Annotated in this window: 22 protein-coding genes and 1 tRNA gene; 13 read left to right on the forward strand and 10 right to left on the reverse strand. The window is 72.1% G+C overall.

What is annotated here, in order from left to right:
- Window positions 1-68: 68 nt before the first annotated feature.
- Window positions 69-1,094, reverse strand: coding sequence for a tRNA (adenine-N1)-methyltransferase (locus tag ITJ55_RS01365; protein ID WP_194593782.1), 1,026 nt, complete (start codon window positions 1,092-1,094; stop codon window positions 69-71).
- A 68-nt stretch (window positions 1,095-1,162) separates the two neighbouring features.
- Window positions 1,163-1,855: an HAD family hydrolase gene (locus ITJ55_RS01370; protein WP_370543953.1), complete on the reverse strand. Its 693-nt coding sequence runs from the start codon at window positions 1,853-1,855 to the stop codon at window positions 1,163-1,165.
- A 119-nt stretch (window positions 1,856-1,974) separates the two neighbouring features.
- Between ITJ55_RS01370 and ITJ55_RS01375 the strand changes: the two genes are divergently transcribed.
- A complete protein-coding gene (locus tag ITJ55_RS01375; RefSeq protein ID WP_194593783.1) occupies window positions 1,975-2,886 on the forward strand; it encodes a proteasome assembly chaperone family protein in 912 nt (303 codons plus the stop codon).
- A gap of 43 nt (window positions 2,887-2,929) precedes the next feature.
- Here the strand turns inward: ITJ55_RS01375 and ITJ55_RS01380 are convergent, their stop codons facing one another.
- The 5 genes from ITJ55_RS01380 to ITJ55_RS01400 all read right to left on the reverse strand — a co-directional run bounded on the left by ITJ55_RS01380 (window position 2,930) and on the right by ITJ55_RS01400 (window position 8,559).
- Window positions 2,930-3,625, reverse strand: a complete 696-nt coding sequence (locus tag ITJ55_RS01380; protein ID WP_194593784.1) for a response regulator transcription factor — start codon at window positions 3,623-3,625, stop codon at window positions 2,930-2,932.
- Window positions 3,622-4,971 carry a sensor histidine kinase gene (locus ITJ55_RS01385; RefSeq protein WP_194593785.1) on the reverse strand — a complete coding sequence of 450 codons (1,350 nt, stop codon included), beginning with the start codon at window positions 4,969-4,971 and terminating at the stop codon, window positions 3,622-3,624. Before ITJ55_RS01385 ends, ITJ55_RS01380 begins: the two co-directional genes overlap by 4 nt.
- A 129-nt stretch (window positions 4,972-5,100) precedes the next feature.
- On the reverse strand, window positions 5,101-6,363 hold the full coding sequence (mshC, locus tag ITJ55_RS01390; protein WP_194593786.1) for a cysteine--1-D-myo-inosityl 2-amino-2-deoxy-alpha-D-glucopyranoside ligase: 1,263 nt from the start codon (window positions 6,361-6,363) through the stop codon (window positions 5,101-5,103).
- Window positions 6,360-7,202, reverse strand: coding sequence for an undecaprenyl-diphosphate phosphatase (locus tag ITJ55_RS01395; RefSeq protein ID WP_056256177.1), 843 nt, complete (start codon window positions 7,200-7,202; stop codon window positions 6,360-6,362). Before ITJ55_RS01395 ends, mshC begins: the two co-directional genes overlap by 4 nt.
- Window positions 7,203-7,230: 28 nt before the next feature.
- Complete coding sequence (locus ITJ55_RS01400; RefSeq protein WP_194593787.1) at window positions 7,231-8,559, reverse strand: M20/M25/M40 family metallo-hydrolase; 1,329 nt, start codon at window positions 8,557-8,559, stop codon at window positions 7,231-7,233.
- Between the two features lie 109 nt (window positions 8,560-8,668).
- Here ITJ55_RS01400 and ITJ55_RS01405 point away from each other — a divergent pair.
- A tRNA-Leu gene (locus ITJ55_RS01405) sits at window positions 8,669-8,753 on the forward strand.
- Between the two features lie 148 nt (window positions 8,754-8,901).
- Here the strand turns inward: ITJ55_RS01405 and ITJ55_RS01410 are convergent.
- The gene (locus ITJ55_RS01410) at window positions 8,902-9,852 is read right to left on the reverse strand and encodes a ferritin-like domain-containing protein (RefSeq protein ID WP_056256182.1); all 951 of its coding nucleotides are present in this window, start codon (window positions 9,850-9,852) and stop codon (window positions 8,902-8,904) included.
- 180 nt (window positions 9,853-10,032) lie between these two features.
- On the opposite strand from ITJ55_RS01410, the gene ITJ55_RS01415 reads away from it, so the two are divergent.
- The 4 genes from ITJ55_RS01415 to ITJ55_RS01430 all read left to right on the forward strand — a co-directional run bounded on the left by ITJ55_RS01415 (window position 10,033) and on the right by ITJ55_RS01430 (window position 13,827).
- Entirely contained in the window at window positions 10,033-10,950 is a 918-nt protein-coding gene (locus ITJ55_RS01415; RefSeq protein ID WP_194593788.1) for an alpha/beta hydrolase fold domain-containing protein, read from the forward strand.
- Between the two features lie 55 nt (window positions 10,951-11,005).
- Window positions 11,006-11,983, forward strand: a complete 978-nt coding sequence (locus tag ITJ55_RS01420; protein ID WP_194593789.1) for an aldo/keto reductase — start codon at window positions 11,006-11,008, stop codon at window positions 11,981-11,983.
- Window positions 11,984-12,080: 97 nt separating this feature from the next.
- A complete protein-coding gene (locus ITJ55_RS01425) occupies window positions 12,081-12,380 on the forward strand; it encodes a hypothetical protein (protein ID WP_194593790.1) in 300 nt (99 codons plus the stop codon).
- 115 nt (window positions 12,381-12,495) lie between these two features.
- Window positions 12,496-13,827: an NAD(P)/FAD-dependent oxidoreductase gene (locus tag ITJ55_RS01430; RefSeq protein WP_194593791.1), complete on the forward strand. Its 1,332-nt coding sequence runs from the start codon at window positions 12,496-12,498 to the stop codon at window positions 13,825-13,827.
- An 89-nt stretch (window positions 13,828-13,916) separates the two neighbouring features.
- Here ITJ55_RS01430 and ITJ55_RS01435 read toward each other — a convergent pair whose 3' ends face one another.
- Entirely contained in the window at window positions 13,917-14,489 is a 573-nt protein-coding gene (locus ITJ55_RS01435) for a TetR family transcriptional regulator (protein WP_194593792.1), read from the reverse strand.
- Window positions 14,490-14,571: 82 nt separating this feature from the next.
- Here ITJ55_RS01435 and ITJ55_RS01440 point away from each other — a divergent pair, with 82 nt between their 5' ends.
- A complete protein-coding gene (locus tag ITJ55_RS01440; protein ID WP_370543954.1) occupies window positions 14,572-16,029 on the forward strand; it encodes an MFS transporter in 1,458 nt (485 codons plus the stop codon).
- 21 nt (window positions 16,030-16,050) lie between these two features.
- On the opposite strand, the gene ITJ55_RS16405 is transcribed toward ITJ55_RS01440, so the two are convergent.
- Window positions 16,051-17,262: an MFS transporter gene (locus tag ITJ55_RS16405; protein WP_370543955.1), complete on the reverse strand. Its 1,212-nt coding sequence runs from the start codon at window positions 17,260-17,262 to the stop codon at window positions 16,051-16,053.
- 82 nt (window positions 17,263-17,344) lie between these two features.
- On the opposite strand from ITJ55_RS16405, the gene ITJ55_RS01450 reads away from it, so the two are divergent.
- From ITJ55_RS01450 to ITJ55_RS01475, 6 genes are all read left to right on the forward strand, one after another.
- Window positions 17,345-18,733, forward strand: coding sequence for an LLM class flavin-dependent oxidoreductase (locus tag ITJ55_RS01450; RefSeq protein ID WP_194593793.1), 1,389 nt, complete (start codon window positions 17,345-17,347; stop codon window positions 18,731-18,733).
- A gap of 242 nt (window positions 18,734-18,975) precedes the next feature.
- On the forward strand, window positions 18,976-19,626 hold the full coding sequence (locus ITJ55_RS01455) for an ABC transporter permease (protein WP_228497541.1): 651 nt from the start codon (window positions 18,976-18,978) through the stop codon (window positions 19,624-19,626).
- A complete protein-coding gene (locus tag ITJ55_RS01460; RefSeq protein WP_194593795.1) occupies window positions 19,613-20,875 on the forward strand; it encodes an ATP-binding cassette domain-containing protein in 1,263 nt (420 codons plus the stop codon). The genes ITJ55_RS01455 and ITJ55_RS01460 overlap by 14 nt, the downstream gene beginning before the upstream one ends.
- The gene (locus ITJ55_RS01465; protein ID WP_194593796.1) at window positions 20,872-21,660 is read left to right on the forward strand and encodes an ABC transporter permease; all 789 of its coding nucleotides are present in this window, start codon (window positions 20,872-20,874) and stop codon (window positions 21,658-21,660) included. The genes ITJ55_RS01460 and ITJ55_RS01465 overlap by 4 nt, the downstream gene beginning before the upstream one ends.
- Window positions 21,657-22,670, forward strand: coding sequence for a glycine betaine ABC transporter substrate-binding protein (locus ITJ55_RS01470; protein ID WP_194593797.1), 1,014 nt, complete (start codon window positions 21,657-21,659; stop codon window positions 22,668-22,670). Before ITJ55_RS01465 ends, ITJ55_RS01470 begins: the two co-directional genes overlap by 4 nt.
- 693 nt (window positions 22,671-23,363) lie before the next feature.
- Window positions 23,364-24,950, forward strand: a complete 1,587-nt coding sequence (locus tag ITJ55_RS01475) for a sugar transferase (protein ID WP_194593798.1) — start codon at window positions 23,364-23,366, stop codon at window positions 24,948-24,950.
- The last annotated feature ends 56 nt before the right edge of the window (window positions 24,951-25,006 follow it).

Here is a 25,006-nt window from a genome sequence, read left to right on the forward strand (position 1 = left end):
GGGGCGACCGGTCGGGTCGCACGGATGCGGAGACAGCTTAGCGGGGGCGTCCGCCCCGCTCGCGCGGCTCAGGCGGGTGCGGAACCCGACGGTGTGCCACCGTCGACGGCCTCGGTGGCGGCGATGGCGGCGTCGGCCGCTGAACGGGCCTGGCGGGCGGTCTTGCGCAGTTTCTTGTCGCTCGCCGACCGGTCGCCGAGGGCCCCGGGGGTCCACGCCTCGACGTCGGCCTCGCTGTAGTCCGACTTCGACGGGCGCCGCTTGAGCTGCGGCAGCACCGCGCCCGGGGCGAGGCGCCTCGCGGTGAGGAGGAACCCGGTGTGGCCGATCATGCGGTGGTCCGGGCGAACGGCCAGCCCCTCGACGTGCCAGCCGCGCACGAGGGTCTCGGACGCGTCGGGCTCGGTGAACGCGCCCGAGGCCCGGAGCGCCTCGGCCGTCCGGGAGAGCTGGGTGGCCGTGGCGACGTAGCAGACGACCAGGCCGCCCGGCTTGAGGGCGTCGGCCGTGACGTCGACGTTCTCCCACGGGGCGAGCATGTCGAGGACGACCCGGTCGACCGTGCCGTCCGGCATGGCCGCCGGCAGCTCGTCGGCGAGGTCGCCGACCGTGACGGTCCAGTTGCCGGGCTCGGCGCCGAAGAAGCTCGCGACGTTGCCCTCGGCCACGTCGGCGAACTCCTGGCGGCGCTCGAACGAGGCCAGGCGACCCTCGGGGCCGACCGCACGGAGCAGCCAGAGAGACAGCGCACCCGAGCCCACCCCCGCCTCGACCACCGTGGCACCCGGGAAGATGTCGGCGAAGGCGACGATCTGGGCGGCGTCCTTCGGGTAGACGATCGCGGCACCCCGCGGCATGGACATGACGAAGTCGCTCAGCAACGGGCGGAGGGCGAGGTACTCGTCACCGGTGGTGCTCGCGAGGACCGACCCGTCGGGCAGCCCGACCACGTCGTCGTGCGCGATCATGCCGCGGTGGGTGTGGAACACGGCCCCGGGCGTCAGCACGATGGTGTTCATCTTGCCCTTGGGGCCCGTGAGCTGGACCTTGTCGCCCTCGACGAAGGGGCCGGACTGTCGGCGGATCGCGGTCATGCGGCGGTGCTGCTTTCGATCGGGTCGCACCCCGAGGGGTGCAGGAGGCGCGGTGGGCGCACCGGGGGTCAGGAGTCGGACGTCGACCGGTCGCGGAGGGCGCGACCCGCCCGGTGGAGGTCGCGCAGGTCGTCGACGGTCGTGCCGACGAGCGTGTCGCGACGGATGAAGGGGCCGTCGTCGGCGAGCGGCGCGTGGTGCTCCACGCCGATGGCGACGGTGCCGGCGGCGACGGCCGAGGCGAGCCCCGGCGTGCTGTCCTCGATGGCGATGCAGTCGGCCGGGTCGACGCCGAGCAGCTCGGCGCCGCGGAGGTAGGCCTCGGGGTGCGGTTTGGCGTGCTCGACGTCGTCACCCGCGACGATCGCGTCGAACGCCTCGAACTCGATGGCGTCGACCATGAACTGGGCCATGCGGCGGATCGACATGGTGACGAGCGCCGTGGGCACGCCCTCGCGGCGCAAGGCGGCGAGCAGCTCTTTCGCGCCGGGCCGCCAGGGGATCTCGACCGCGGAGCGCTCGAGCACGGCCGTGGTCAGGCGGTCGATGATCTCGTCCTCGGACAGCTCGACGCCGTGGGACTGCAGCACACGGGCCGACTGCCACAGACCGCTGCCGATCATGGCGTCGCCGTCGGCGCGGCTCCAGGTGCCGCCGAACGACTCGACCAGTTCGACCTGGCAGAGGAACCAGTACGGCTCGGTGTCGACGAGGGTTCCGTCCATGTCCCACAGGACGGCGGCAGGCAGGGTTTCGGTCACGGCGGACGAGTCTACCGGGCGTGGGCTCCGCGGCCCCCGACCCGCGCCTCCTCGTCGTCGCCACGGTCTATCGTGGAGGGTCAAGCGCCGGACGCCCTCCGGCACGGTGAGGACTCAGGTTGACGAACACGTCGGATTTCGCTGCGGGACGCCTGCTGGTGGTGGCCTTCGAGGGCTGGAACGACGCCGGCGAGGCCGCCAGCGGCGTCGCCCGCAGCCTCGTCGAGACGCTGTCGCTCGAGCCGGTCGCCGAACTCGACGGCGAGCGGTACATCGACTACCAGTTCAACCGGCCCCAGGTGGGGCTCGACGACGACGGCGAGCGGACGCTCGTGTGGCCGCGCATCCAGCTGCACGCGGCCGCCGACGCCGTGACGGTCCTCCCCCGCGACCCGGCTGCCTCCGCCACCGAGGTGCTGGTGCTGCTCGGGGCCGAGCCGTCCCGCAGCTGGCGGGGCTTCGCCGCCGAGATCGTCGACCTCATCGACGTGCACGACGTCACGGGCGTGGTGTTCCTCGGGGCGATGCTCGCCGACGTGCCGCACACACGACCCATCTCGGTCTTCGTCAGCAGCGAGAACGAGTCGGTCCGCGACGAGTACACCCTCGAGCGGAGCACCTACGAGGGGCCGGTGGGCATCCTCTCGGTCCTGGCCGACGCCGTCGAGGCCGCCGGCGTGCCGACCCTGTCGATCTGGGCGTCGGTGCCCCACTACGTGCACAACGCGCCGTCGCCCAAGGCCACGCTCGCCCTCATCGAGAAGCTCGACGAGCTGTCGGGCGTGGCGATCCCCCGCGGTGAGCTCGCCGCCGAGTCGACGGCGTGGGAGTCGGGCATCGACGCCCTCGCGGCCGACGACGACGACATGGCGGGTTACATCGAGCAGCTCGAACAGGCCCGTGACACGGTCGACAGCCCCGAGGCGAGCGGCGAGGCCATCGCCCAGGAGTTCGAGCGCTACCTGCGTCGGCGCGACGGCAAGGGCGGCGACGGCCGGCCGGACGACCCGCGCTACCCGCCCGTCCCCTGACGCCCGGCCGGGCCGGCAGCACCGGCGTGCCGGGCGGGGCGACTCAGCGCGACGCCTGGCCGGGGACGGCCACGCCGTTCTCGTAGGCGTACACGACGGCCGCCGTACGGTCGCGCAGTCCGAGCTTGCCGAGCACGTTCGAGACGTGCGTCTTGACGGTGGCCTCGCCGAGGAAGAGTCGTCTGGCGATCTCGGCGTTGGACTCCCCCGACGCGAGCCGGTCGAGCACCTCACGCTCCCGGTCGGTCAGGGTCGCGAGGTCGGGGCTCGGCACCATGACGCGGGCGGTCGCGCCGTCGCCGACGGCACGCTCGACGACGGCCCGGGTGAGCTGCGGCGAGAGGAGTGCGTCACCGCGGTGCACGACCGCGATCCCCTCGATCAGCTCTTCGGGCGTGGCCGTCTTCAGGAGGAACCCGCTCGCCCCGGCCCGCAACGCCCCGAACACGTAGTCGTCGCGGCCGAAGGTGGTGAGCACGAGGACGGCGGGGCCGTCGGGGGGAGCCTGCTCGAGGATGCGCCGGGTGGCCTCGAGGCCGTCGAGGACGGGCATCTCGATGTCCATGACGACCACGTCGGGCCGGAGCCGTCGCGCGAGGTCGACCGCCTCGAGCCCGTCGCGGGCCTCGCCGACGACCCGGAGGTCGGGGGCGGTGTCGAGGATGATGCGGAACCCCGTGCGGACGAGGTCTTGGTCGTCGACGAGCAGGACGCTGATCGGATCGGTGGTGTGGTTCATGCTCTCTCGGACGGGTCGGGGGTGACGGCGTGCTCGCGCGGACGGGAGTCGACGCAGGCTCCGACGGGCAGGACGGCTCGGACGCGGTAGCCGCCCCGACGTCTCGGGCCGAGGTGCAGTTCTCCACCGTGCAGGTCGACGCGTTCGCGCATGCCCCGCTGCCCGAGGCCGGCGCCGGTCGTGGCAGCGTCGTGTGGGCCGCCCGCCACGGGGTAGGGAGCGGGGCCGGGTCGTCCGTCGTCGACCACCTCGACCTCGACGGTGCGGTCGCCGTAGCGCAGCGACACCTCGGCGAGCGAGGCGTTGCCGTGCTTCAGGGTGTTGGTCAGGGCCTCTTGGGTGATGCGGTGGAGCGTGACGCCGATGCTCTCGGGGACCTCGCGCGGGTCACCGTGCACCGAGAAGCGGACCTCGAGGCCCAGGGCGCGGGTGTCGGTCATGAGGTCGGGCAGGGCCGCGAGACCGGAGGGGCCGGCATCCGTCTCGCCGTCGCTCGACCGCAGGACGCTCAGCAGGCGTTCGAGCTCGTCGATGGTCGTGCGCGCCGTGGCCTCGACGGCGGCCAGCGCGCCGCGGGCGATCTCGGGCCGGTCGAGCGTCCGCCGGGCCGCACCGGCCTGGATGCCGATGACGGCGACGTGGTGGGCCACGACGTCGTGCAGCTCGCGGGCGAGTCGCGTGCGCTCCTCGTTGATCGCCCGGTCGGCCACCAGCTCGTGGGCGGCCCGCAGCTCGACCCCGGTGCGTTCGAGCGCGTGCAGGCGGGTGGCCGAGACGCGCGCCGCTCGCCCGAAGGCGATGGCGGTCACGAGGACGATGCCGTTCGACACGAGGGTGTACGCGATCGTGGCGAGGGCGACCGCGTCGGGCGACTCGGCGCCCGAGACGTAGACCGTGCGCAGCCACACCCCGAGCCAGACGAACATGACGGCCGTCACGGCGACGCTGACGACGAGCGCCCGACCGCGGCGGGCGGCCCAGGCGTTCGCGGTGAAGATCGCGACGAACTCGACGATGGACGGGGTCAGCGTGTCGGGGTAGCCCCTGAGCTGTGCGGCCAGGAAGACGGCCGACACGATGACGAGCACCGCGACGGGCCGGCGCCGGCGCAGGGCGACGGGCCCGCACAGGGCGGCGAGCCAGAGGACCGACTCGACGGTCGAGGGTGTGCCGGCGCCCTCGGAGCCGTCGACGATGACGGCGCTCAGCCAGAGAGTCGCGAGCCCCAGCCCGAAGACGAGGGCGGCGATCCAGTGGTCAAGGCGGCCGTCGCGCCGGGTGAGGGGCCGCCGTTCGTCGACCGACGCGTCGGCCGGGGCCGAGGCGGTGGTGGTCGACGAGTGCACGCCGACCATCGTAGGTCAGACGATCGTGCTGGTTGAGAGAGTCTCATGCGTATGCATGCAGAACGGGCCGCCCGACCCGTTTCGAGGCGGGCGGACCGGGTAGGACCGCCGGCTCGGGAGCTCGGCGGCTCAGGGGCGCAGGTCGACTCCCAGCAGGGCCTGGACCGCGTCGACGTCCACCTCGGACGGCGTCGCGCCCTGGGCGACGACGGCGTCGACGGCGAGCAGGGCCGACGGCGTGTCGAGGTCGGCCCCGAGGGCGGACCGCAGGGCGACGACCAGCGGGGTGGGTGCCGGTACCGGCGCCGCGCCTCCTTCGCTCGTCGCGGCCCAGGTGCGCCATCGGGCGAGGCGGGCCTCGGCGTCGACGAGGTCGGCGTCGAACCACTCCCAGTCGGAGCGGTAGTGGTGCGACAGGAGGGCGAGGCGGACGGCCCTCGGATCGTGGCCGGCGGCGACGAGCTCGCTCACCTTGACCAGGTTGCCGAGCGACTTGCTCATCTTCTCGCCCTGGTACCCGACCATGCCGGTGTGCGTGTGGTGCACGGCGTACGGGCGCCCGGTGAGAGCCGTGCCGTGGGCCGTGCTCATCTCGTGGTGCGGGAAGACGAGGTCGCTGCCGCCGCCGTTCACCGTGATCGGGACGTCGAGGTGCTGCTGCGCGATCACCGTGCACTCGATGTGCCAGCCGGGCCGGCCGGCACCGAGCAGGGTGGGCCACGAAGGCTCGTCGTCACGGGCCGCCCGCCACAGCAGGGGGTCGAGCGGGTCGCGTTTGCCGGGGCGGTCGGGGTCTCCCCCGCGTTCGGCGAAGAAGCGGGCCATGGTCTCGGCGTCGTAGCGGCTCTCGAGGCCCAGGTGCCAGTCGGTCTCGCGTTCGGCCCGGCGGACGTCGAAGTAGAGGTCGTCACCGGCCGACGAGTCGTCGGTCGGCACGGGGTAGGCCAGACCCCGGTCGAGGAGGCGCGCCACGGCCTCGGCGACGTCGGTCACCACCTCGGTCACCGCGACGTAGTGCGTCGGCGGCACGACGGCGAGGTGCTCCATGTCGCTGCGGAAGAGGTCGGTCTGACCGTCGGCGAGTGCGCGCCAGTCGACGCCGGTCGCGGTCGCGCGCTCGAGGAGCGGGTCGTCGACGTCGGTCGTGTTCTGCGCGTAGACGACCTCGACCCCGGCGTCGCGCCAGACCCGCAACAGGGTGTCGAAGGCCAGGTAGGTCGACGCGTGGCCCAGGTGGGTGGCGTCGTACGGCGTGATGCCGCAGACGTACAGCCCGGCCCGCGAGCCGTCGACCTCGGTGGGGTGCACCGTGCCGGTCGACGTGTCGTGCAGCGACGGGAGGTCGCCGAGGCCCGGCAGGCGGGGGACGTCGGGTTCTGCCCAGGACCTCACGCGGCCACCACGCCCGTGCCGAGGAGGACGAGCAGGACGACGCCGAGCACGATGCGGTAGGCCACGAAGGGGGCGAAGCTGCGGCGCGAGATGTAGTTCATGAAGAAGGCGATGACGACGAAGCCGACCACGAAGGCGACGACGGTCGCGGCCAGGGTCTCGCCGAGCGAGTAGGGACCGGGCTCGCTGAAGCTCTGGACGAGCTCGTACAGGCCGCTGCCGAAGACCGCGGGCACCGCCAGCAGGAACGAGAACCGGGCGGCGGCCGGGCGCGTGTAGCCGAGGGCCAACGCCGTGGTGGTCGTCGCCCCCGACCGCGAGACGCCGGGGAAGAGCGCCAGCACCTGGGCGAGGCCGACGGCGATGCCGTGGCCGTAGCGCATGTCCTCGAAGCGTTCGGTCTTCTTGCCGAGGCGGTCGGCGAGCCCGAGCAGCACGCCGAACACGATCAGCACGATCGCGACGATCCAGAGCGAGCGGAAGACCGTGCGGATGTACTCCTGGGCGACGTAGCCGACGAGGACGATCGGCACCGTGCCGATGATGACGAGCCAGCCCATGCGCACGTCGGGGTCGGTGCGCGGGATCTTGCCCGTCACCCCGGCGAACCAGCGCGAGACGATGCGGGTGATGTCGCGCCAGAAGTAGATGACCACCGCGAGCTCGGTGCCGAGCTGCGTGATGGCCGTGAACGTGGCGCCCGGGTCGAACTCGGCCGCCGCCCCGGGGTCGCTGAAGAACAGGCCGACGAGCCGCAGGTGCGCGCTCGACGAGACGGGGAGGAACTCCGTGAGGCCCTGGACGAGGCCGAGCAGGAGTGCCTGGAGGAGATGCTCCACGCGGGTGACCCTTCTGGTGCGGGGGTTGCTAGTACGTCGACAACAAGTCCCGCAGGACGCGACTGCCAAAGGATAGTGCGTCGAGCGGCACCCGCTCGTCGACCCCGTGGAACATCGCCGGGAAGTCCATGCCCTCGTCGAGCCGGAGGGGCGCGAACCCGTAGCCGGCGATGCCGAGCAGGCTGAGCGCCTTGTTGTCGGTGCCGCCCGAGAGCAGGTACGGCAGCACGGGCGCGCCCGGGTCGTGCCGGTCGAGGGTCGCCGTGATGGCCTCGACCAAGGGGCCTGAGAAGGGCGTCTCGAGGCCGATGTCGGTGTGCATCGTCTCGATCTCGACGTCGTCGCCGATCAGCGACCGCACCTCGGCGAGCACGGCCGCTTCTTGCCCGGGCATGCAGCGGATGTCGACGAGGGCCTCGGCGGTGTCGGGCACGACGTTGTGCTTGTAGCCCGCCGTGAGCATCGTGGGGTTCGTCGTCGTGCGCAGCGACCCGCGGATGAAGCCCTTCGCGGTGCCGGTCCGCAGGACGAGCTCGTCGGGCGCGACCTCGTGCACGTCGACGTCGAGGATGCGCGCCACCTCGCCGAGCAGCGCGGTCGTCGTGTCGGTGAGGACGATCGGCCACTGCTGCCGCCCGAGGACGGCGACGGCCTCGGCGAGGCGCGTCACGGCGTTCGCCTCGATCATCTGCGACCCGTGGCCCGCGGTGCCGCGCGTCCGCAGCTTGATCCAGATGAGGGCCTTCTCGCCGGTCTGCAGCAGGTACGAGCGGCGACCGTCGATGAAGGTCGAGTAGCCGCCGACCTCGCTGATCGCCTCGGTGGCGCCGTCGAACAGGTCGGGGTGCTCGGTCACCAGGAAGTGCGAGCCGAGGACTCCCCCGGCCTCCTCGTCGGCGAGGAAGCCCAGGACCAGGTCGCGGGCGGGTCGTTCGCCGGCGCGGAGGATGTCACCGACGGCCGTCAGCATCATGGCGTCCATGTTCTTCATGTCGACGGCGCCTCGCCCCCAGAGCATGCCGTCGCGGACGACCCCGCCGAACGGGTCGACCGACCAGTTGGCCGGGTCGGCGGGGACCACGTCGAGATGGCCGTGGACGACCAGGCCGGGCTTGGCCGGCTCGGCCCCCTCGACGCGAGCGATCACGCTGACCCGGCCGGGCTCGGACTCGAACAGCTGCGGCTCGAGGCCCAGGTCGCGGAGCGCCGCCTCGACGTACTCGGCCGCGTCGGCCTCGCCGTTCGACCGTCCGCCGCCGTAGTTCGACGTGTCGAAGCGGATCAGGTCGCGGGCGATGCGGGCCGTCTCGTCGAGCTCGGGATCGGTCGGGCCGGTGCTCGTGGGGGTGGTCGTCATGCGCCCCACGCTACCTGTGCCGCCGGTCGTGGCGACGGAGGTGGCCGTGGTCACGAGGGCCCTCGGAGCCGTGCTAATCTTTCGTGTCGGCTTCGGTCGGCACCATCCGGTCCGGGTGGCGGAAATGGCAGACGCGCTAGCTTGAGGTGCTAGTGCCCGTATAGGGCGTGGGGGTTCAAGTCCCCCCTCGGACACTCGGAACACCCCTCGCGAGAGGCGTTCCCCACGATCTGTGTTGAGACAGATGCTTGCTCGCAAGCGACGGAAGGCCCGCACACTCTTGGGTGTGCGGGCCTTCCTTGGTTCAGGGAGCCTCCTGGGTTCGCCGGCCGTCGTCGGTCGTCAGACCGCGCTGCCGGGGTTGCCGCTCGCGACGATCGCCCCGTTGATGCCCTGCGGGAAGAACCCGCCCTTGTCGATCTGGTTCGGCGTCAGGTACACGACGTTGAGCACGCGCTCGGCGGTCCGTCCGTAGACGATCGCGTTGGCGTCGGTCGGCACGAGGTTCTGGACGCCGCCGAGGGTCAGGCCCTGGTCGTCGTCCGTCGACCCGTCGAGGGAGTCGCGGGCGTCCGAGATCTTCGTCGCGGGCACCTGCAGCCCCTTGGCGTTCAGCGTGGTGCGGATGATGCCCGCGTGGTAGGCCTCGACCGCGAGGATGCCGGCGGCCGCCCCGAGGTAGGTCTTGTTGTAGATCAGGGGCGCGGCCCCCTTGTAGGCGGTGACGCCGACGTCTTCGAAGATGAACGCCCCGAGCAGGAAGTTCTCCTCCGAGGCGAACGGGTCGAAGGTCTGGCCCGGCGTGATCACGCCGGCCGCGAGGGCCGCCGCCGTGAAGCTGCTCTTGAGGTCGATCGCCGGGCGCGACACCTTGGCCCCGCCGAGCGCCGACCGCAGGAAGGCGACGTGCGCCTTCTCGTCGGCCGCGATCTCTTGGGCGATGCGCTTGACGATCGTCGTCTTGAACGGGACGGGGGCCCCGCCGGTCACGGCGCCCTGGGGGTCGATGCCGGTGATCTGGTCGGCGGGCAGGCCCGAGCCGGTGACGGCCCGGAGGTAGAACTCCGCCTCGAGGTACTCGAGGTTGAGGGCGAAGTTCAAGATGGTCGAGTCGCTGATCGCCTCGTCGGACGGCGAGACGGCGGCGGCGGACTGGGCGGGCAGCGTCGCGGCGACCGCGGCGAGCCCCGTGCCGAGGCCCGTGACGCCGGCGGCGGCGAGCAGCCGTCGTCGGTCGATGGGGGTCTCGGCGCTCCGGGAGATGGCACTGCTGATGAAACGTGTGTCGAACATCGTCGTTCCTTCGGGGTGGATTCGTGCAGCGATGCGTACCGTCCGTGCTCGCTCCCAGATGACGGACACCGGCGACGTCGGGGTCGGGTGACCCGTACGGGGGTCAAGCTATCCCCGACGGGGCCCGCTCGCCAGCCCCCCGTTCCGACCCGGCGTCGCCGACGCCCGTAGGGTCGGGTCATGTCGCTCTCGATGGCCGTCACCCGGGCCCTGCTGCGCTTCCGACCGAGGTCGACCGAGTCGGAGGACTCCCTCGTGCGGTCGATCGCCCGCCAGGGCTCGGCCGCCCCGGTCTCGCGGGCGGCTCGACGGGTCGCGATCGTCGAGGAGGCGCGGATCGGCGGGGTCACGGTCGTCACCCTCCGGCCGCGTCGGTCCCCGAGCGGCGTGCACGTCGTCCACCTCCCCGGGGGCGCCTACGTCCACCCCGTCCGGACCACCCACTGGGACCTCCTCGCCCGGCTGGTCCGCGCCTCCGGAGCCGTCGTCACCGTCCCGCTCTACGGGCTTGCCCCGGCGCACGACGTGGACGAGGCGCTGCCGGTGCTGGACGCCGTCCTCGACGACGCTCGTCGCGCCTCCTCGTCCCGCCTGGTGTTGTCCGGCGACTCCGCGGGCGGGGCGCTCGCCCTGGTCGCCGCGATGCGGGCCCGCGACGCCGGCCGCCCGGCGCCCGACGCGCTGGTGCTGTTCTCGCCGTGGGTCGACGCGGTGCTCGACTCCCCCGGTGCGCGCGAGGTGGCGGCCGTCGACCCGATGCTCGGTCGCGACGGACTCGTGGCGGCGGGCCGGTGGTGGGCGGGCGACCGCGAGCCGGCCGACCCCGTCGTCAGCCCGGTGCGCGGCGACCTCTCGGGGCTGCCGCCCGTGTTCGCCTACGCCGGCGACCGCGACCTGCTGACGGCCGACGTGAAGCGCCTGGTGCGGGGCGTCACCGGCACCGGGGGGCGCGCCGAACTGCGCCTGTACCGGGGGGCGTTCCACGTCTTCGTCGGGGCGCCCTGGACCCCGGAGGCGCGGCGTGCGGTCCGTCACGCCGCCTCGGTGATCCGCGGGGACGCGCCCCCGGCGGGTCGGCCCGCCGCCGCCCGCGCGTAGGGTCGCAGGCGGCGGGGCCGCCGGTGCCGCGCCAGGACGACGAGAGGGACGACCCATGGAGTACGCACGACTGGGCACGAGCGGTCTGACGGTCTCGGCGGTGACCCTGGGCTGCATGAGCTACGGGGTGCCCGAGCGCGGGACGCACGGGTGGAGCCTGCCCGAGGACGAGAGCCGGCCGTTCATCGCCCGGGCGCTCGAGCTCGGCATCACGACCTTCGACACCGCCGACGTCTACTCGGACGGCACGAGCGAGGAGATCGTCGGCCGGGCCCTGCGCGACTTCGCCACGCGCGAGGAGGTCGTCCTGGCGACCAAGGTGCACGGGCGCATGCGTCCGGGGCCGAACGGCGCCGGGCTCAGCCGGGGCCACGTCATGAGCGCGATCGACGACAGCCTGCGCCGGCTCGGCACGGATTACGTCGACCTGTACCAGATCCACCGCTTCGACCCCGAGGTGCCCGTCGAGGAGACCATGGAGGCGCTGCACGACGTCGTCAAGGCCGGCAAGGCCCGGTACGTCGGTGCCTCGAGCATGTGGGCGTGGCAGTTCGCGACCATGCAGCACGCGGCCGACCTCGGCGGCTGGACCCGTTTCGTCTCGATGCAGGACCAGTACAGCCTGATCCAGCGGGAGGAGGAGCGCGAGATGCACCCGTACTGCCTCGACCAGGGAGTCGGGGTGCTGCCCTGGTCCCCCCTCGCCCGCGGCAAGCTGACGCGTGACTGGGACGCCACGACCACGCGCACCGAGTCCGACCGGTTCGGTCAGACGCTCTACAAGCAGCGCGAGGACGGCGACCGTCGCGTCGCCCGGGCCGTCGCCGACGTCGCGGAGGCGCGGGGCGTCTCGCGTGCCCAGGTCGCGCTGGCCTGGGTGCGGCAGCAGGACGCCGTCACCTCGCCCGTCGTCGGCGCCACGAAGATGCAGCACCTCGACGACGCCGTCGCCTCGGTCGACCTGTGGCTGACCGACGACGAGCTCGACACCCTCGAGTCGCCGTACGTGACCCGCGAGAACGAGGGCTTCTGAGCAGGCGCCGCGTCCCGTCCGGTCGACCGCCCCGCGGTCTAGGGTGAGCGGCACGGACGGCGACGTCGCCGCCCGACCTCGACGAACGGGAGCAGCCATGGGCAGCGACGCCAACCACCACGAGCACGAGCACGAGCACGGCTCGAACGCCGACGACCGGGTCTCGGCTCAGGACGGCTCGTACGTCGACGACGACCTCCACGACGGCGCCCCTCGCACCGGAGGGCCGCACGACGGCGAGGCGGACGGCACCTACACCGAGGAGCCCGGCAGCAGCGAGGGCGACGGGTCGTACGTCGACGCCGACGTGCCCGACGAATCCGCCACGACCGGCGGCCCGCACGACGGTGAGCCCGACGGGTCGTTCACGCAGACCGACGTCGACGGCGCTCGCTGAGCCACACACCTCGCGGACCGGGCGGTCCGGGCCCGTCGTGGGCCCGGACCGCCTCGTCGTGTGTCACCCCGCCGACCGGCCCGGGGGTACGGTCGTCTGAGGGAGGAACACATACATGACCAAGCGAATCGTAATTCTCGGCGGCGGTTCCGCCGGGCTCACCACCGCACTCGAACTGCAGAAGCGGCACCCACCCCAGGCGGCGAGCATCACCCTCGTCGACCAGGCCCCGTACTTCACCTACCAACCGTTCTTGCCCGAGGTCGCCGGCGGCCACATCGCGGCCCGTGACGTCACGGTGCCGCTGCGCAAGACGCTCAAACGGACCAAGGTCGTCGAGGCGTCCGTCACCGGGCTCGACAGGGAGGCCAAGACGGTCACCGTGACCAGCGCCGACGGCGAGGCGAGCGACATCGCCTACGACCAGTTGGTCGTCGCCCTCGGCGCCGTCACCCGCACCTTCCCGACGCCGGGCCTGGCCGAGAACGGCGTGGGCTTCAAGAGCGTCGAAGAGGCCCAGTACGTCCGCGACCGCATCCTGGGCAACATCGCCGAGGCCGCCAGCGTCAAGGACCCCGCCGTTCGTCGAAAGCTGCTCACCGTGGTGTTCGTCGGTGGCGGCTACACCGGAGTCGAGGCGCTCGCCGAGCTGTCCGACGCCGCCAACTCGGCCGTCGACACGTTCCCGAACCTGTCCCGCGACGAGCTGCGCTTCGTCCTGGTCGAGGCGCTCGACCGCGTCGCGCCCGAGGTCGGCCCCGAGCTCTCGAAGTGGACGCTCGGCCAGCTGCGCGGACGCGGCATCGACATCCGTCTCAAGACCACGATGCCCTCGTGCGTCGACGGCGACGTCGTGCTGAGCGACGGCGAGACCATCCCCGCCGGCACCATCGTCTGGACGGCCGGCGTCAAGCCGAACCCCGTCCTCGGCGACATGGGCTTGCCCCTCGGCCCGAAGGGCCACGTCAACGTCAGCGCCACCCTGCAGGTCCAGACCGAGGACGGCCAGAAGCTCGACGGCGTCTGGGCGCTCGGCGACGGCGCGCAGGTCCCCGACCTGCTGGCCGAGAAGCAGCCGGCGTACTACCCGCCGAACGCGCAGAACGCCGTGCGGCAGGCGGTCACGGTCGCCGACAACGTCATCGCGACGCTGTCGGGTGAGCCGGTCAAGGAGTACCGCCACGAGTCGCTCGGCACCGTGGCGAGCTACGGCATCGGCAAGGGTGCGGCCAGCATGTTCGGCCTGCAGCTCAAGAACGTGCCAGCCTGGCTCGCGCACCGCGGCTACCACCTGTACGCGATGCCGACGGTGAATCGCAAGTACCGCATCCTGTCCGGCTGGGTGACGAACTTCGTCGGCGGCCGCGACACGACTCCGCTGGTGGGGCTCGGCGACCCGCGCGCCGGGTTCCTCAAGGTCACCCCGAAGGTCGACGCGAAGAAGTAGAAGCGAGTCGACGACCGAAGGAGGCGCGTCCCGGGTGACCGGGGCGCGCCTCCTTCGTCGTCGGTGCCGGCCGGCGGCCCGTGCCCGGGTCAGGCGGTCGTCAGGCGACGCACGGCCTCGCGCACGATCTCGCGTTGCAGGGCGGGGTCGAGGACGACGCCCGGGTGCGCCTCGCCGAGACCGGGGAGGTTCTGCCAGGCCCGGGCGAGCGACATGACCAGGGCGAAGATGTCGTCGCTGCTCCACGACACCGTCACGGCCGGGTCGTCACGGAGGCGGTCGAGTTGTGCCAGGGCGGCGTCCTGGACGGCGCGCAGGGTGGGGACGGAGGCCTCCCAGTCGTGCTCGCCCTCGAGTCGTGCCCAGGCGATCAGGCGGTTGTGGTCGGGGTGGGCCTGCATGTGGTCGAAGACGGCGAGGGCGAACTGCTCGATGCTCGCGGCGGGGCGCGACGCCGCGTCACCCATGGTCTCGAAGGTGCCGTTCAGCACGGTGGTGAAGAGCGAGCGCTTGTCGCCGTAGTTCGCATAGAGGCGCTCCTTGCTGCAGCCTGCCTCGGCGGCGATGCGGTCGACGCGCGCCCCGGCCAGTCCGTGGCGCGAGAACTCGGCCGTCGCCGCCTCGAGGATGGCTCGACGGGTCTCGGCGGCATCGGTTCGCATCGGATCACCGTAGCCGACTTACGAACCAACCAACTAGTAGGTAGGGTGATCCGTCGTCCCCCTCAGAGAAACAGGTACCGCAGTGACCACCGTCGCCCCCGCCCCCACCGAGACGCGCTCGTCGCGCCGCTGGTGGGTGCTCGTCATCGTCGCCCTCGCGCAGCTCGTCGTCGTCCTCGACGGCACCATCGTCAACATCGCCCTGCCCGACGCTCAGGCCGACCTCGGCCTGAGCGACGAGAACCGCCAGTGGGTCGTCACGGCCTACGCCCTCGCCTTCGGCGCCCTGCTGCTGCTCGGTGGCCGCATCGCCGACTTCTGGGGGCGCAAGCGCACCTTCATCGTCGGCATGGTCGGCTTCGGCGCGGCCTCGGCCTTCGGCGGTCTAGTGCAGACCGGCGGCGAGCTCATCGTCGCCCGCGGCCTGCAGGGCGTCTTCGCCGCACTGCTCGCCCCGGCCGCCCTCGCCGTGCTGACCACGACGTTCGCCTCGGGACGAGACCGCAACACGGCGTTCGCGGTCTTCGGTGCCATCTCGGGCGCAGGTGCCGCCGTCGGACTCGTGCTCGGCGGCGTGCTCACCGAGTTCGTCAGCTGGCGCTGGTGCCTGCTGGTGAACGTGCCGATCGTGGTCGTCGCCATCGTGGCCGCCGCGCTCGTCGTGAGCGAGAGCCGCGCCGAGGGACGCAACCGACTCGACGTCGTCGGCACGATCGTCGTCGCGGCCGGCCTCGCCAGCCTCGTCTACGGCTTCACCCGGGCCGAGGACGGCTGGGGTTCGGCCGTCGTCATCGGCTTCATCGCCCTCGGTGCCGGCCTGCTCGCCCTCTTCGTCGTCGTCGAGCGGCGCAGCGACCACCCGTTGCTGCCGATGCGCGTGCTGGCCGACCGGGTCCGCGGCGGGGCGTTCCTCGTGCAGCTGATCGTCGGCAGCGTGATGATCGGGGCCCTGCTCTACCTCACCTTCCACCTGCAGATCGTGCTCGGCTTCGGCCCCCTCGAAGCCGGGCTCGCGAGCCTGCCGATGACGCTCGTCATCATGGTCTGCGCGCCCCTGCTGACCAAGCTGCTGCCGGTCGTCGGGCCCCGCCCGATGATGATCGTCGGCCCGCTGGTGGCCGGGGCGGGCCTGCTCTGGCTCGCCACGCAGATCACCGCCGACGGCTCGTACGCCGCCCAGGTGCTGCCCGCGCTGCTCGTCATGGGCGTGGGGCTCGCGGGGGTCTTCGTGCCCATGCAGAACCTGGCGCTCAGCCGGGTCGAGCCGCACGACGCCGGCGCCGCCAGCGCGACGTCGAACGCCATGATGCAGATCGGCGGCTCGATCGGCCTCGCCGTCTTCACCAACCTGTACGCCGGGGCGGTCGCGTCGTCGACGTCGACGGTGGGCGGCCCGCTCGGCCCGCTCGTCGACGGCTACTCGGTGGCGTTCCTCGCCGCCGCGATCGCCATGCTGCTGGCCGCACCGATCTCGTTCGTGCTGATCCGCGGTCGGAAAGAGGACCTGCTGCCCACCCAGGCGCCCGTGCACCTGGGCTGAAGCACAGGCCCCCGTGGCCGGTCAGGCCGGGGTGGGGGCGCCGACGGCGGTCCGAGGGAGTCGGACCGCCGTCACGGCGGCGACGGCGAGGAAGACGGCCGCCACGCCGAACGCCGCAGGGTACGAGACCGTGTCCACCAGCAGCCCGGCGACGAGCGGCCCGGCGATGGCCCCCACGTCCGAGCACATCGAGAAGATCGCGACCGGGCGGCCACCGCGGGCTCCTGCCGCGTCGCCCACGAGCGCTGCGGGTGCGGTGCCCATGAACGCCGTGGCGACGCCGTAGACGCAGAGCAGGGCACCGAGGGTCCAGACGTCACCCGCGAACGCGACGGCGAACAGGGCCACGGCGGCGACGCCGAAGGAGCCGATCACGGCCGGTCGTCGACCCACCGTGTCGACGAACCGGGCGGCCGGGGCGAGGGCCAGCGTCTGCGCCACGGCGGAGGCGGCGAAGAGCAGGCCCGTCCAGGCGGTGGGGCCCCGCAGCACCTCGACCACGAGCACCGGGACGAGCGCGCTGCGCACCCCGAGCGACGACCAGCCCTGGGCGAAGTTGGCCACGCACGCGGCCCGGAACCTCACGTCGCGTAGGACGACCCCCATCGGCACCGGAGGCGCCACCGCGGTCGTCGAGGCGTGCTGCGGTGCCCGGCGCAGCAGCACCACGCCCACGAGCCCGGCCACCGCGAGCGTGCCCGCGTAGAAGAAGAAGGGGGCCGTGAGCGAGATCGTCGCGAGCAGCCCTCCGAGCGCCGGGCCGGCCATGCCGCCCACGAGGAACCCGCCCTGGTAGAAGCCGACCGCTCGGGCCCGCAGCGAGGGGTCCGTCGCCCCGAGCAGCAGGGTCATGGCCGCGATGCTGAACATGGCCGAGCCGATGCCCCCGACTCCCCGGAGCAGCAGCAGTTGGGGGTACGTCTGGGCGAGGCCCGCGAACCCGCTCGACAGCGCCACGATGCCGATGCCGACCGAGAGCACGACGCGTTCGCCCATCAGGTCGATCAGCCGCCCGACGAACGGGCTCGCGACGAGGCGCATCAGGGCGAACGCCGAGAGGACGGCGCCCACGAGGGCGTGGTCGACGCCGAAGCTGCGGGCGTACACCGGCAGCACGGGCACGACGACGCCGAACCCGACCATCACGAAGAACGCGATGACGCCGAGGACGTAGACGTCGCGGGTGAGGCGGGGGCGGTCGACGTCGACGACGCGAGGGCGGAACGGGTTCACCGACACAGGTTACGGGTCCCCGAGTGTGACGCCGTGTGTCGGGTCCGGCGACAGCGCGTGCCCGGGTCGCGAGGATGTCCCCATGACTCGACGAATCCGGTTCAACGCCTTCGACATGAACTGCGTGGGGCACCAGTCCCCCGGTCTCTGGCGTCACCCCGACGACCGCTCGGCCGACTACACGAAGCTGAGCTACTGGACCTCCCTCGCGCGCCTCCTCGAGAAGGGCGTCTTCGACGGCCTCTTCATCGCCGACGTGCTGGGCACGTACGACGTGTACGGCGGCAACCACGACGCCGCTCTGCGGAACGGCACGCAGACCCCGGTCGGCGACCCCGTGCTGCTCGTCTCGGCGATGGCCGCCGCGACCGAGCACCTCGGCTTCGGCATCACGGCCGGCACCGCCTACGAGCACCCGTACCCGTTCGCGCGTCGCATGTCGACCCTCGACCACCTCACCGAGGGCCGCGTGGGGTGGAACGTCGTGACGGGCTACCTGCCGAGTGCGGCACGCAACATGGGGGCCGACGACCAGCTCGACCACGACGCGCGGTACGACCAGGCGGACGAGTACCTCGAGGTGCTCTACAAGCTGTGGGAGGGCTCGTGGGAGGACGACGCCGTGGTCCGCGACCGCGAGACGGGGGTCTTCACCGACCCGGCCAAGGTCCACGAGATCGGTCACGAGGGCACCTACTACAAGGTGCCCGGCATCCACATCGCCGAGCCCAGCCCTCAGCGCACGCCGGTGATCTACCAGGCCGGCGCCTCACCGCGGGGCATCCGCTTCGCCGCCGGCAACGCCGAGTCGATCTTCGTGGCCGCCCCGACGAAGGAGCGCCTCGCCGCGACCGTCGCCAAGATCCGGGACGCCCTCGAGGCCGCCGGTCGCGACCGGTACTCGGCGCGCATCTACACGTTGCTGACGATCATCACCGACGCCACCCCCGAGGCCGCCCGGGCGAAGCACGAGGAGTACCGGCGCTACGCCTCGCACGAGGGTGCCCTCACGCTGATGTCCGGCTGGATGGGCGTCGACCTCTCGACCTACTCGCTCGACGACCCGGTGGGCGACGTCGAGAGCAACGCGATCCAGTCGGCGCTGGCCAACTTCCAGGCGCAGGAGGGCGACTCGGGCAAGGAGTGGACGATCCGGGACATCGCGGAGGCGGCCGGCATCGGCGGGCTCGGGCCGCGCATCGTCGGCTCCGGTGAGGAGATCGCCGACCAGCTGCAGGAGTGGGTCGACGAGACCGACGTCGACGGCTTCAACCTCGCCTACGCCATCACGCCGGGCACGTTCGAGGACATCGTCGAACACGTCGTGCCCGTGCTTCAGGCCCGGGGCGTCTACCCGACCGGGTACGAGCCCGGCACGCTGCGGCAGAAGCTGTTCGGCCGGGGCGACCGCCTGCCGGACGAGCACCACGGGGCCCGGTTCAAGGTCTCGACCGAGGCCCGCGTCGGCTGACGGAGGCCCTGCGGGGCGAGGATCTGAGGATCGTTACAACGGCGTGTCGGCGAAGGTCGACACGCCGTCTCCATCTGGGCTTTCGTTAGTCGGATTCGATAACGGCAGGTGACTCTCGGGCCCCCGGGAGGGTGGTCGGCGACATGACGCGGCGTGGGGGCCGTGGTTAGTGTGGACGCCGGTCGCCTCTCGGGGAAGCGACGATTCGGACTGATGGTCGTTGCTCAGAGGAGATGGTCTGCTTGGCGTGGGATTTCGTGGTCGACCGGTGGAGCCAGATCTGGTTCGCCTCCTGGCAACACCTCTCGCTCGTGGTCCAGTGCCTCGTGCTGGCCGTCGTCATCTCGGTCGGCCTCGCCGCCCTGGTGCACCGCAACCCGACGCTCTACGCACTGGCCAACGGGGTGTCGGCCGTGGGGCTGACGCTTCCGTCGTTCGCGCTCGTCGGCCTGCTCATCCCGTTCGCGGGGTTCGGCGTCGCCCCGTCGGTCATCGTCGTCACGTTCTTCGCCGCGCTGCCGATCCTGCGGAACGCCGTCGTCGGCCTGCACGAGGTCGACGGTTCGCTCGTCGAGTCGGCTCGCGGCATCGGCATGGGGCGCTTCCGGACCCTGGCGACCGTCCAGATGCCCCTCGCCTGGCCGATCATCCTCACCGGCGTGCGCGTCAGCGCGCAGATGGTGATGGGCATCGCCGCGGTCGCGGCGTACGCCCTCGGCCCGGGCCTCGGCGGCTTCATCTTCTCGGGCCTGTCCCGACTGGGCGGCGCCAACGCGCTCGCCTCCGTGGTCACGGGCGTGGTGGGCGTGGTCCTCCTCGCCCTCGTCCTCGACCTCCTCCTCGTCGGCCTCGGCCGCCTGACCATCTCGAGAGGCATCCGTGTCCAGAACTGACCCCACCCGCGCCTCCTCGTCCCCCTCGGACGAGGTCTCGGGCCGCAGCATCACGCTCGACCAGGTGACCAAGCGGTACCCCGGCCAGGCCAAGCCGGCCGTCGACGGCATCACGCTCGAGATCCCGGCCGGCAAGATCGTCATGCTCGTCGGACCGTCGGGGTGCGGCAAGACCACGACGCTCAAGATGATCAACCGGTTGATCGAGCCCACCGAGGGGCGGATCGTCCTCGACGGCGACGACGTCACCTCGATCGACGGCGACGAGCTGCGCCGCCGCATCGGCTACGTGATCCAGGCCGGCGGGTTGTTCCCGCACATGACCGTCGGGGCGAACATCGCCATCGTGCCGAAGATGCTCGGTTGGTCGAAGGAGCGCATCGCCGCCCGCGTGGACGAGCTGCTCGAGCTCGTCTCGCTCGACCCCGCCACCTACCGCGACCGGTACCCCCGCGAGTTGTCGGGCGGCCAGCAGCAGCGGGTCGGCGTCGCCCGCGCCCTCGCCGCCGACCCGCCCGTCCTGCTGATGGACGAGCCGTTCGGCGCCGTGGACCCGATCACCCGCCAGCGCCTGCAGGACGAGCTGATCAACATCCAGCACGAGTTGCAGAAGACCATCGTGATCGTCACCCACGACTTCGACGAGGCCGTGAAGCTGGGCGACTGGATCGTCATCTTCTCGGAGGGGGCGCACATCGTGCAGTACGACACCCCCGAGCGCATCCTCGCCGAACCGGCGAACGAGTTCGTCGAGAACTTCATCGGCTCGGGGGCCGGGCTCAAGCAGCTCACCCTCACCCGCGTGCGCGACGTCGACCTCGCCGAGGCGGTCGTGGCCCGCGCCGGCGAGTCCGCCGCCGACGTCCTGACCCGCGTCGAGGCGGCCGGCCACGGCCACGCCGTCGTCGTTGACGACCGCGACCGGCCCGTGTCGTGGCCCTCGCGGCGTCAGCTCGGCCGTCTCGGGACGCTGGCCTCGACGGCCGAGGCCGACCTGCCCGTCATCGGCAGCGGCGCGACCCTCAACGACGCGCTCGACACCATGCTCGTCTCGAGCGCGGGCGCCGCCCTCGTCACCGGCCGCCGGGACGCGTTCATCGGCGTCATCACCGTCGAGGTCGTCATGGAGGCCATCACCCGGGCGCGCGCCTCGGCCGCCGAGGCCCAGCACGACGCGCCCGTCGGCACCAACACCGGGTCGTTCGACGTCGTGCCCGGCGCCCCCGCGGCCGACGGGGACGCGGCGTGAGCGCCACGGTCGCATCGTCCCCCGCCGACGGTCGGTCGACCGGCCCACGCCGGGCCCGACCCGCGTGGCTCGGTCTGCTCGTCCAGCCCGTCGCCGTGCTGGCCGTGTTCGCGGCGTTCGCGGTGTGGCTCACGACGGCCGACCTCAGTGCGGCCGAGCGCACCACCCTGAACCCCTCCGAGCTGGTGGCCTACACCGGCGAGCACCTCGCCCTGACCTTCGTGTCCGCCGCCATCGTCCTGGTGATCGCGATCCCGCTCGGGGTGCTCCTCACGCGCCGGCCGTTCGTCCGCGTCAGCGGTCCGATCCTCGTCGTCGCGAACTTCGGGCAGGCCGCCCCGGCCATCGGGCTGATCGTGCTGCTCGCGTTCTGGCTCGGCTTCACCTTCTGGGCCGCCGTCGTGGCCCTCGTGCTCTACGCGGCGCTGCCGGTCCTGCGGAACACCATGATCGGGTTGCAGAGCGTCGACCCGCGCCTCGTCGAGGCAGGCCGGGGCATGGGCATGAGTGCGTCGTCGGTGCTGCTCAAGGTCGAACTGCCGCTCGCCGTGCCCGTGATGCTCTCGGGCATCCGGACGGCCCTGGTGCTGCTCGTCGGTTCGGCCGCGCTGGCCACGTTCATCGGCGCCGGAGGCCTCGGGTTGCTCATCACGACCGGGGTCAACCTGTTCCTGCCCCGGGTCCTCGTGTCGGGGGCCCTGCTCATCGCCCTGCTCGCCCTGCTGATCGACTGGCTCGGTCGCGTCGTCGAGCACGTCGCCCGTCCGAAGGGACTCCGCGCATGACCCCCTCTCGCCTTCCTCGCCGGCTGCGCCGCGCCTCCTCGTCCCTCGCCGTCGTCGCGGCGGCGACGATCGCCCTGACCGGGTGCGGTCTGCAACCGGCCACGGCCTTCGTGCCGGCGGTGGCGCCGGGCTCGATCGAGGCGATCGAGGGACTGCCCGAGGACGCGGCCATCACGGTCACGGCGAAGAACTTCACCGAGCAGCTGATCCTCGGCAAGATCGCCGTGCTCGCGGCCCAGGCGGCCGGATTCGAGGTCACCGACATGACGAACGTCCCGGGCTCGGTGGCGGTGCGTCAGCTCATGCTCGACGGCACGGCCGACATGACGTACGAGTACACCGGCACCGCCTGGCTCACCTACCTCGCCCAGCCGGAAGGCATCCCGGACCAGCGCGAGCAGTACGAGGCCGTGCGCGACGCGGACGCCGAGAACGGGCTGACCTGGCTCGACCCGGCTCCGCTCAACAACACGTACGCCATGGCCGTGCGGTCGGAAGCCGTGCCCGAGCTCGGCGACATCACGTCGCTCTCGCAGATCGCCGCGCTGCCCGTCGACCAGCGGACGTTCTGCGTCGAGGCCGAGTTCAACTCGAGGGCCGACGGCTTCGCGCCCATGCTGGCCGCCTACGGCCTCGAGCTCGGCGCCGCCGACGGTGTGCCGACCGGCAACGTGAGCATCCTCGACACGGGCACGGTCTACACGGCCACCGACCGGGGCCGGTGCAACTTCGGCGAGGTCTTCACCACGGACGGCCGCATCGACTCGCTCGATCTCAGCGTGCTCGAGGACGACCGCGGGTTCTTCCCGGCGTACAACGCCGCGCCGGTGCTCTCGACGGCCACCCTCGAGGAGTACCCCCAGCTCGCCGACGTCTACGACGAGATCTCTCCGGCGTTGACCGACACCGAGATGCGTCGCCTCAACCTGGCCGTCGACGTCGAGGGTCAGGAGCCCGCCGACGTGGCTTTCGACTGGATGGTGGAGCAGGGGTTCGTCACCCGCCCGTGACACGCGGGCGAGGGTGATTGTGACGGGTGATGCGCCCCTCGGCCGGTGGGCCGGGGGGCGCTGTCCGTCTGTACCCCGCACCCGGGCGAACCGGACGGTTCGAGTGACGATGAACGACACCTGTAGCGGGGGTGAACACTCGCCCGTCGGGGTGACCGTGCTGATGCGGGAATCTGGCAAGAGGGCCGTGGCCAGGTCTTTTGTCAGCCCGCTCGCGGGGTCCTCGATCGAGACGGTCGTGCGAGCGCCCCTCACGCGAGATTCACGGGACTTTGTCACCCCCGCACGGGTGACACCGTGGGGGTCGGGGGTCACCCGTTCGGGTGTCGGCAACAGGGGGGACACGGACGCCCCCGAACGGGGGGTCCGGCTAGACTCTTCTGACGGGTGCCCCCCGAACTAGAGTCACAGCATCCTCCTGGTCGACCCGAAATCACCACGAGGGACGAGAAACCCGAACCAGGGTGGAGCCACGGCTCCCCCACCCGCACCGACCCGAACCGTGCGTCGAGCAGACCCGCTGCCCGCCGCGCCCGTCGTCGCCCGAACCGACGCCCCCGCACCCTCGGGGTCCCGAGTCCTGGCGCGACGCCCGGGCGGTCGATCGAACCCGAATCTCGATCGACCGCCCTCCACCGCCCCGTCGTCACCACCGACGTGGGCGCGCCGTCGCCTACCCGAACCCGAGCCTCGATGTCCAGCACGCAGAGCGAACTCCGCTCAGCCCTCGTCGGACCGTCACCCCGACGGATCGACCCCCCGTACGACCTGCCCACGGCAGACGACGCCCACGTCCCGAGCCTGGACGCCGCTCCGGGTCGTCCGGCCGTCGACGCCGAGTCCGGCGCGGCCTGGGCGCGCCGTTACCGTCGCCGCCTGCGTCTGGTCGACACCGCCGTCCTCGCCGCGAGCATCGTCGGTGCCGTCGCGGTCGACGCGACCCGGGCGATCGCCGCCGGACGAGGCACGGACGCGTCCACGCTCGCCGAGTCGGTGGGCTCGCCCTGGCTGCCCGTCGTGGTCGGGCTGGTCTGGACCGCCTGCCTGACCCTGCACCGCACCCGCGACCTCGCGGTCGTCGGCAGCGGTGTCGTCGAGTACAAGCGCCTGCTCACCGCGAGCGTCTGGGCCTTCGCGGTGGTGGCGATCGGATTCGCCTCGGTCGGACACATCGGCGGCGAGGGCTACTTCCTGGTGGCTCTCCCGGTCGGCGGCGCCGGCCTCGTGACCGGCCGCTGGACCATGCGACGCTGGCTCGAGCGTCAGCGCTCGAAGGGGCACTACCTGTCCCGCGCGGTCGTCGTGGGGTCTCGCGACGACATCGCCGACGTCGTGCGGCGCATCGACAAAACCAGCGGCGCCGTGTACGACATCGTCGGGGCTGCCGTCCCCGACTCCGACCCGCGCGGCATCGTCGTCGGCGGGCGCGTCGTCCCCGTGGTGGCCGACCTCGACGGGGTGCCCCGAGCGGTCTGGCGGCTCGGCGCCGAGAGCGTCATCGTCGCCGGCGAGCCGGGACGAGGTCGGGAGTACCTCCGTGACCTCGGCTGGTCCCTCGAAGGCCGGGCCACCGAGCTCGTGATCGCCTCCCGTCTGACGAACGTGGCCGGCCCCCGCATCCACTACCGGCCGGTCGAGGGGCTCCCCTTGATGCACGTCGAGCTGCCCCAGTTCGACGGACCCCGTCACGCCCTGAAGCGTCTGTCCGACCTGGTGCTGGCGTCTGCCGCCCTGGTGGTCCTCTGGCCGGTCTTCGCCCTGGTCGCCCTCGCGGTGCGCCTGGACGGTCCGGGTCCGGTCCTCTTCCGTCAGCGGCGGGTGGGCCGCGACGGCCGCACCTTCGAGATGCTCAAGTTCCGCTCGATGGTCGTGGACGCCGAGAGTCGGCTCTCCGACCTGGCCCAGGCCGACGAAGGAGCCGGTCTGCTCTTCAAGATGAAGGCGGACCCCCGGGTCACCCGCGTCGGTGCGGTGCTCCGACGCTGGTCGCTCGACGAGCTGCCCCAGCTGCTCAACATCCTGCGGGGCGACATGAGCGTCGTCGGACCCCGTCCCCCGCTGCCGCGCGAGGTCGAGGGCTACGAGGACCACGTCCACCGTCGTCTCTACATCAAGCCGGGCCTCACGGGCATGTGGCAGGTGAACGGGCGCAGCGACCTCAGCTGGGAGGAGAGCGTCCGGCTCGACCTCTACTACGTCGAGAACTGGTCGCTGACGGTCGACTTCGTCATCATGTGGCGCACCGTCCGGGTGCTGTTCGAGCACCGCGGGGCCTATTGACCCCGAGCACCGACCGCACCCGCAACCATCTCGGGCCGTCCGCCGGCCCCGACCAC

This window comes from Frigoribacterium sp. VKM Ac-1396 (assembly GCF_015350895.1).
Taxonomy (GTDB): Bacteria; Actinomycetota; Actinomycetes; order Actinomycetales; family Microbacteriaceae; genus Frigoribacterium.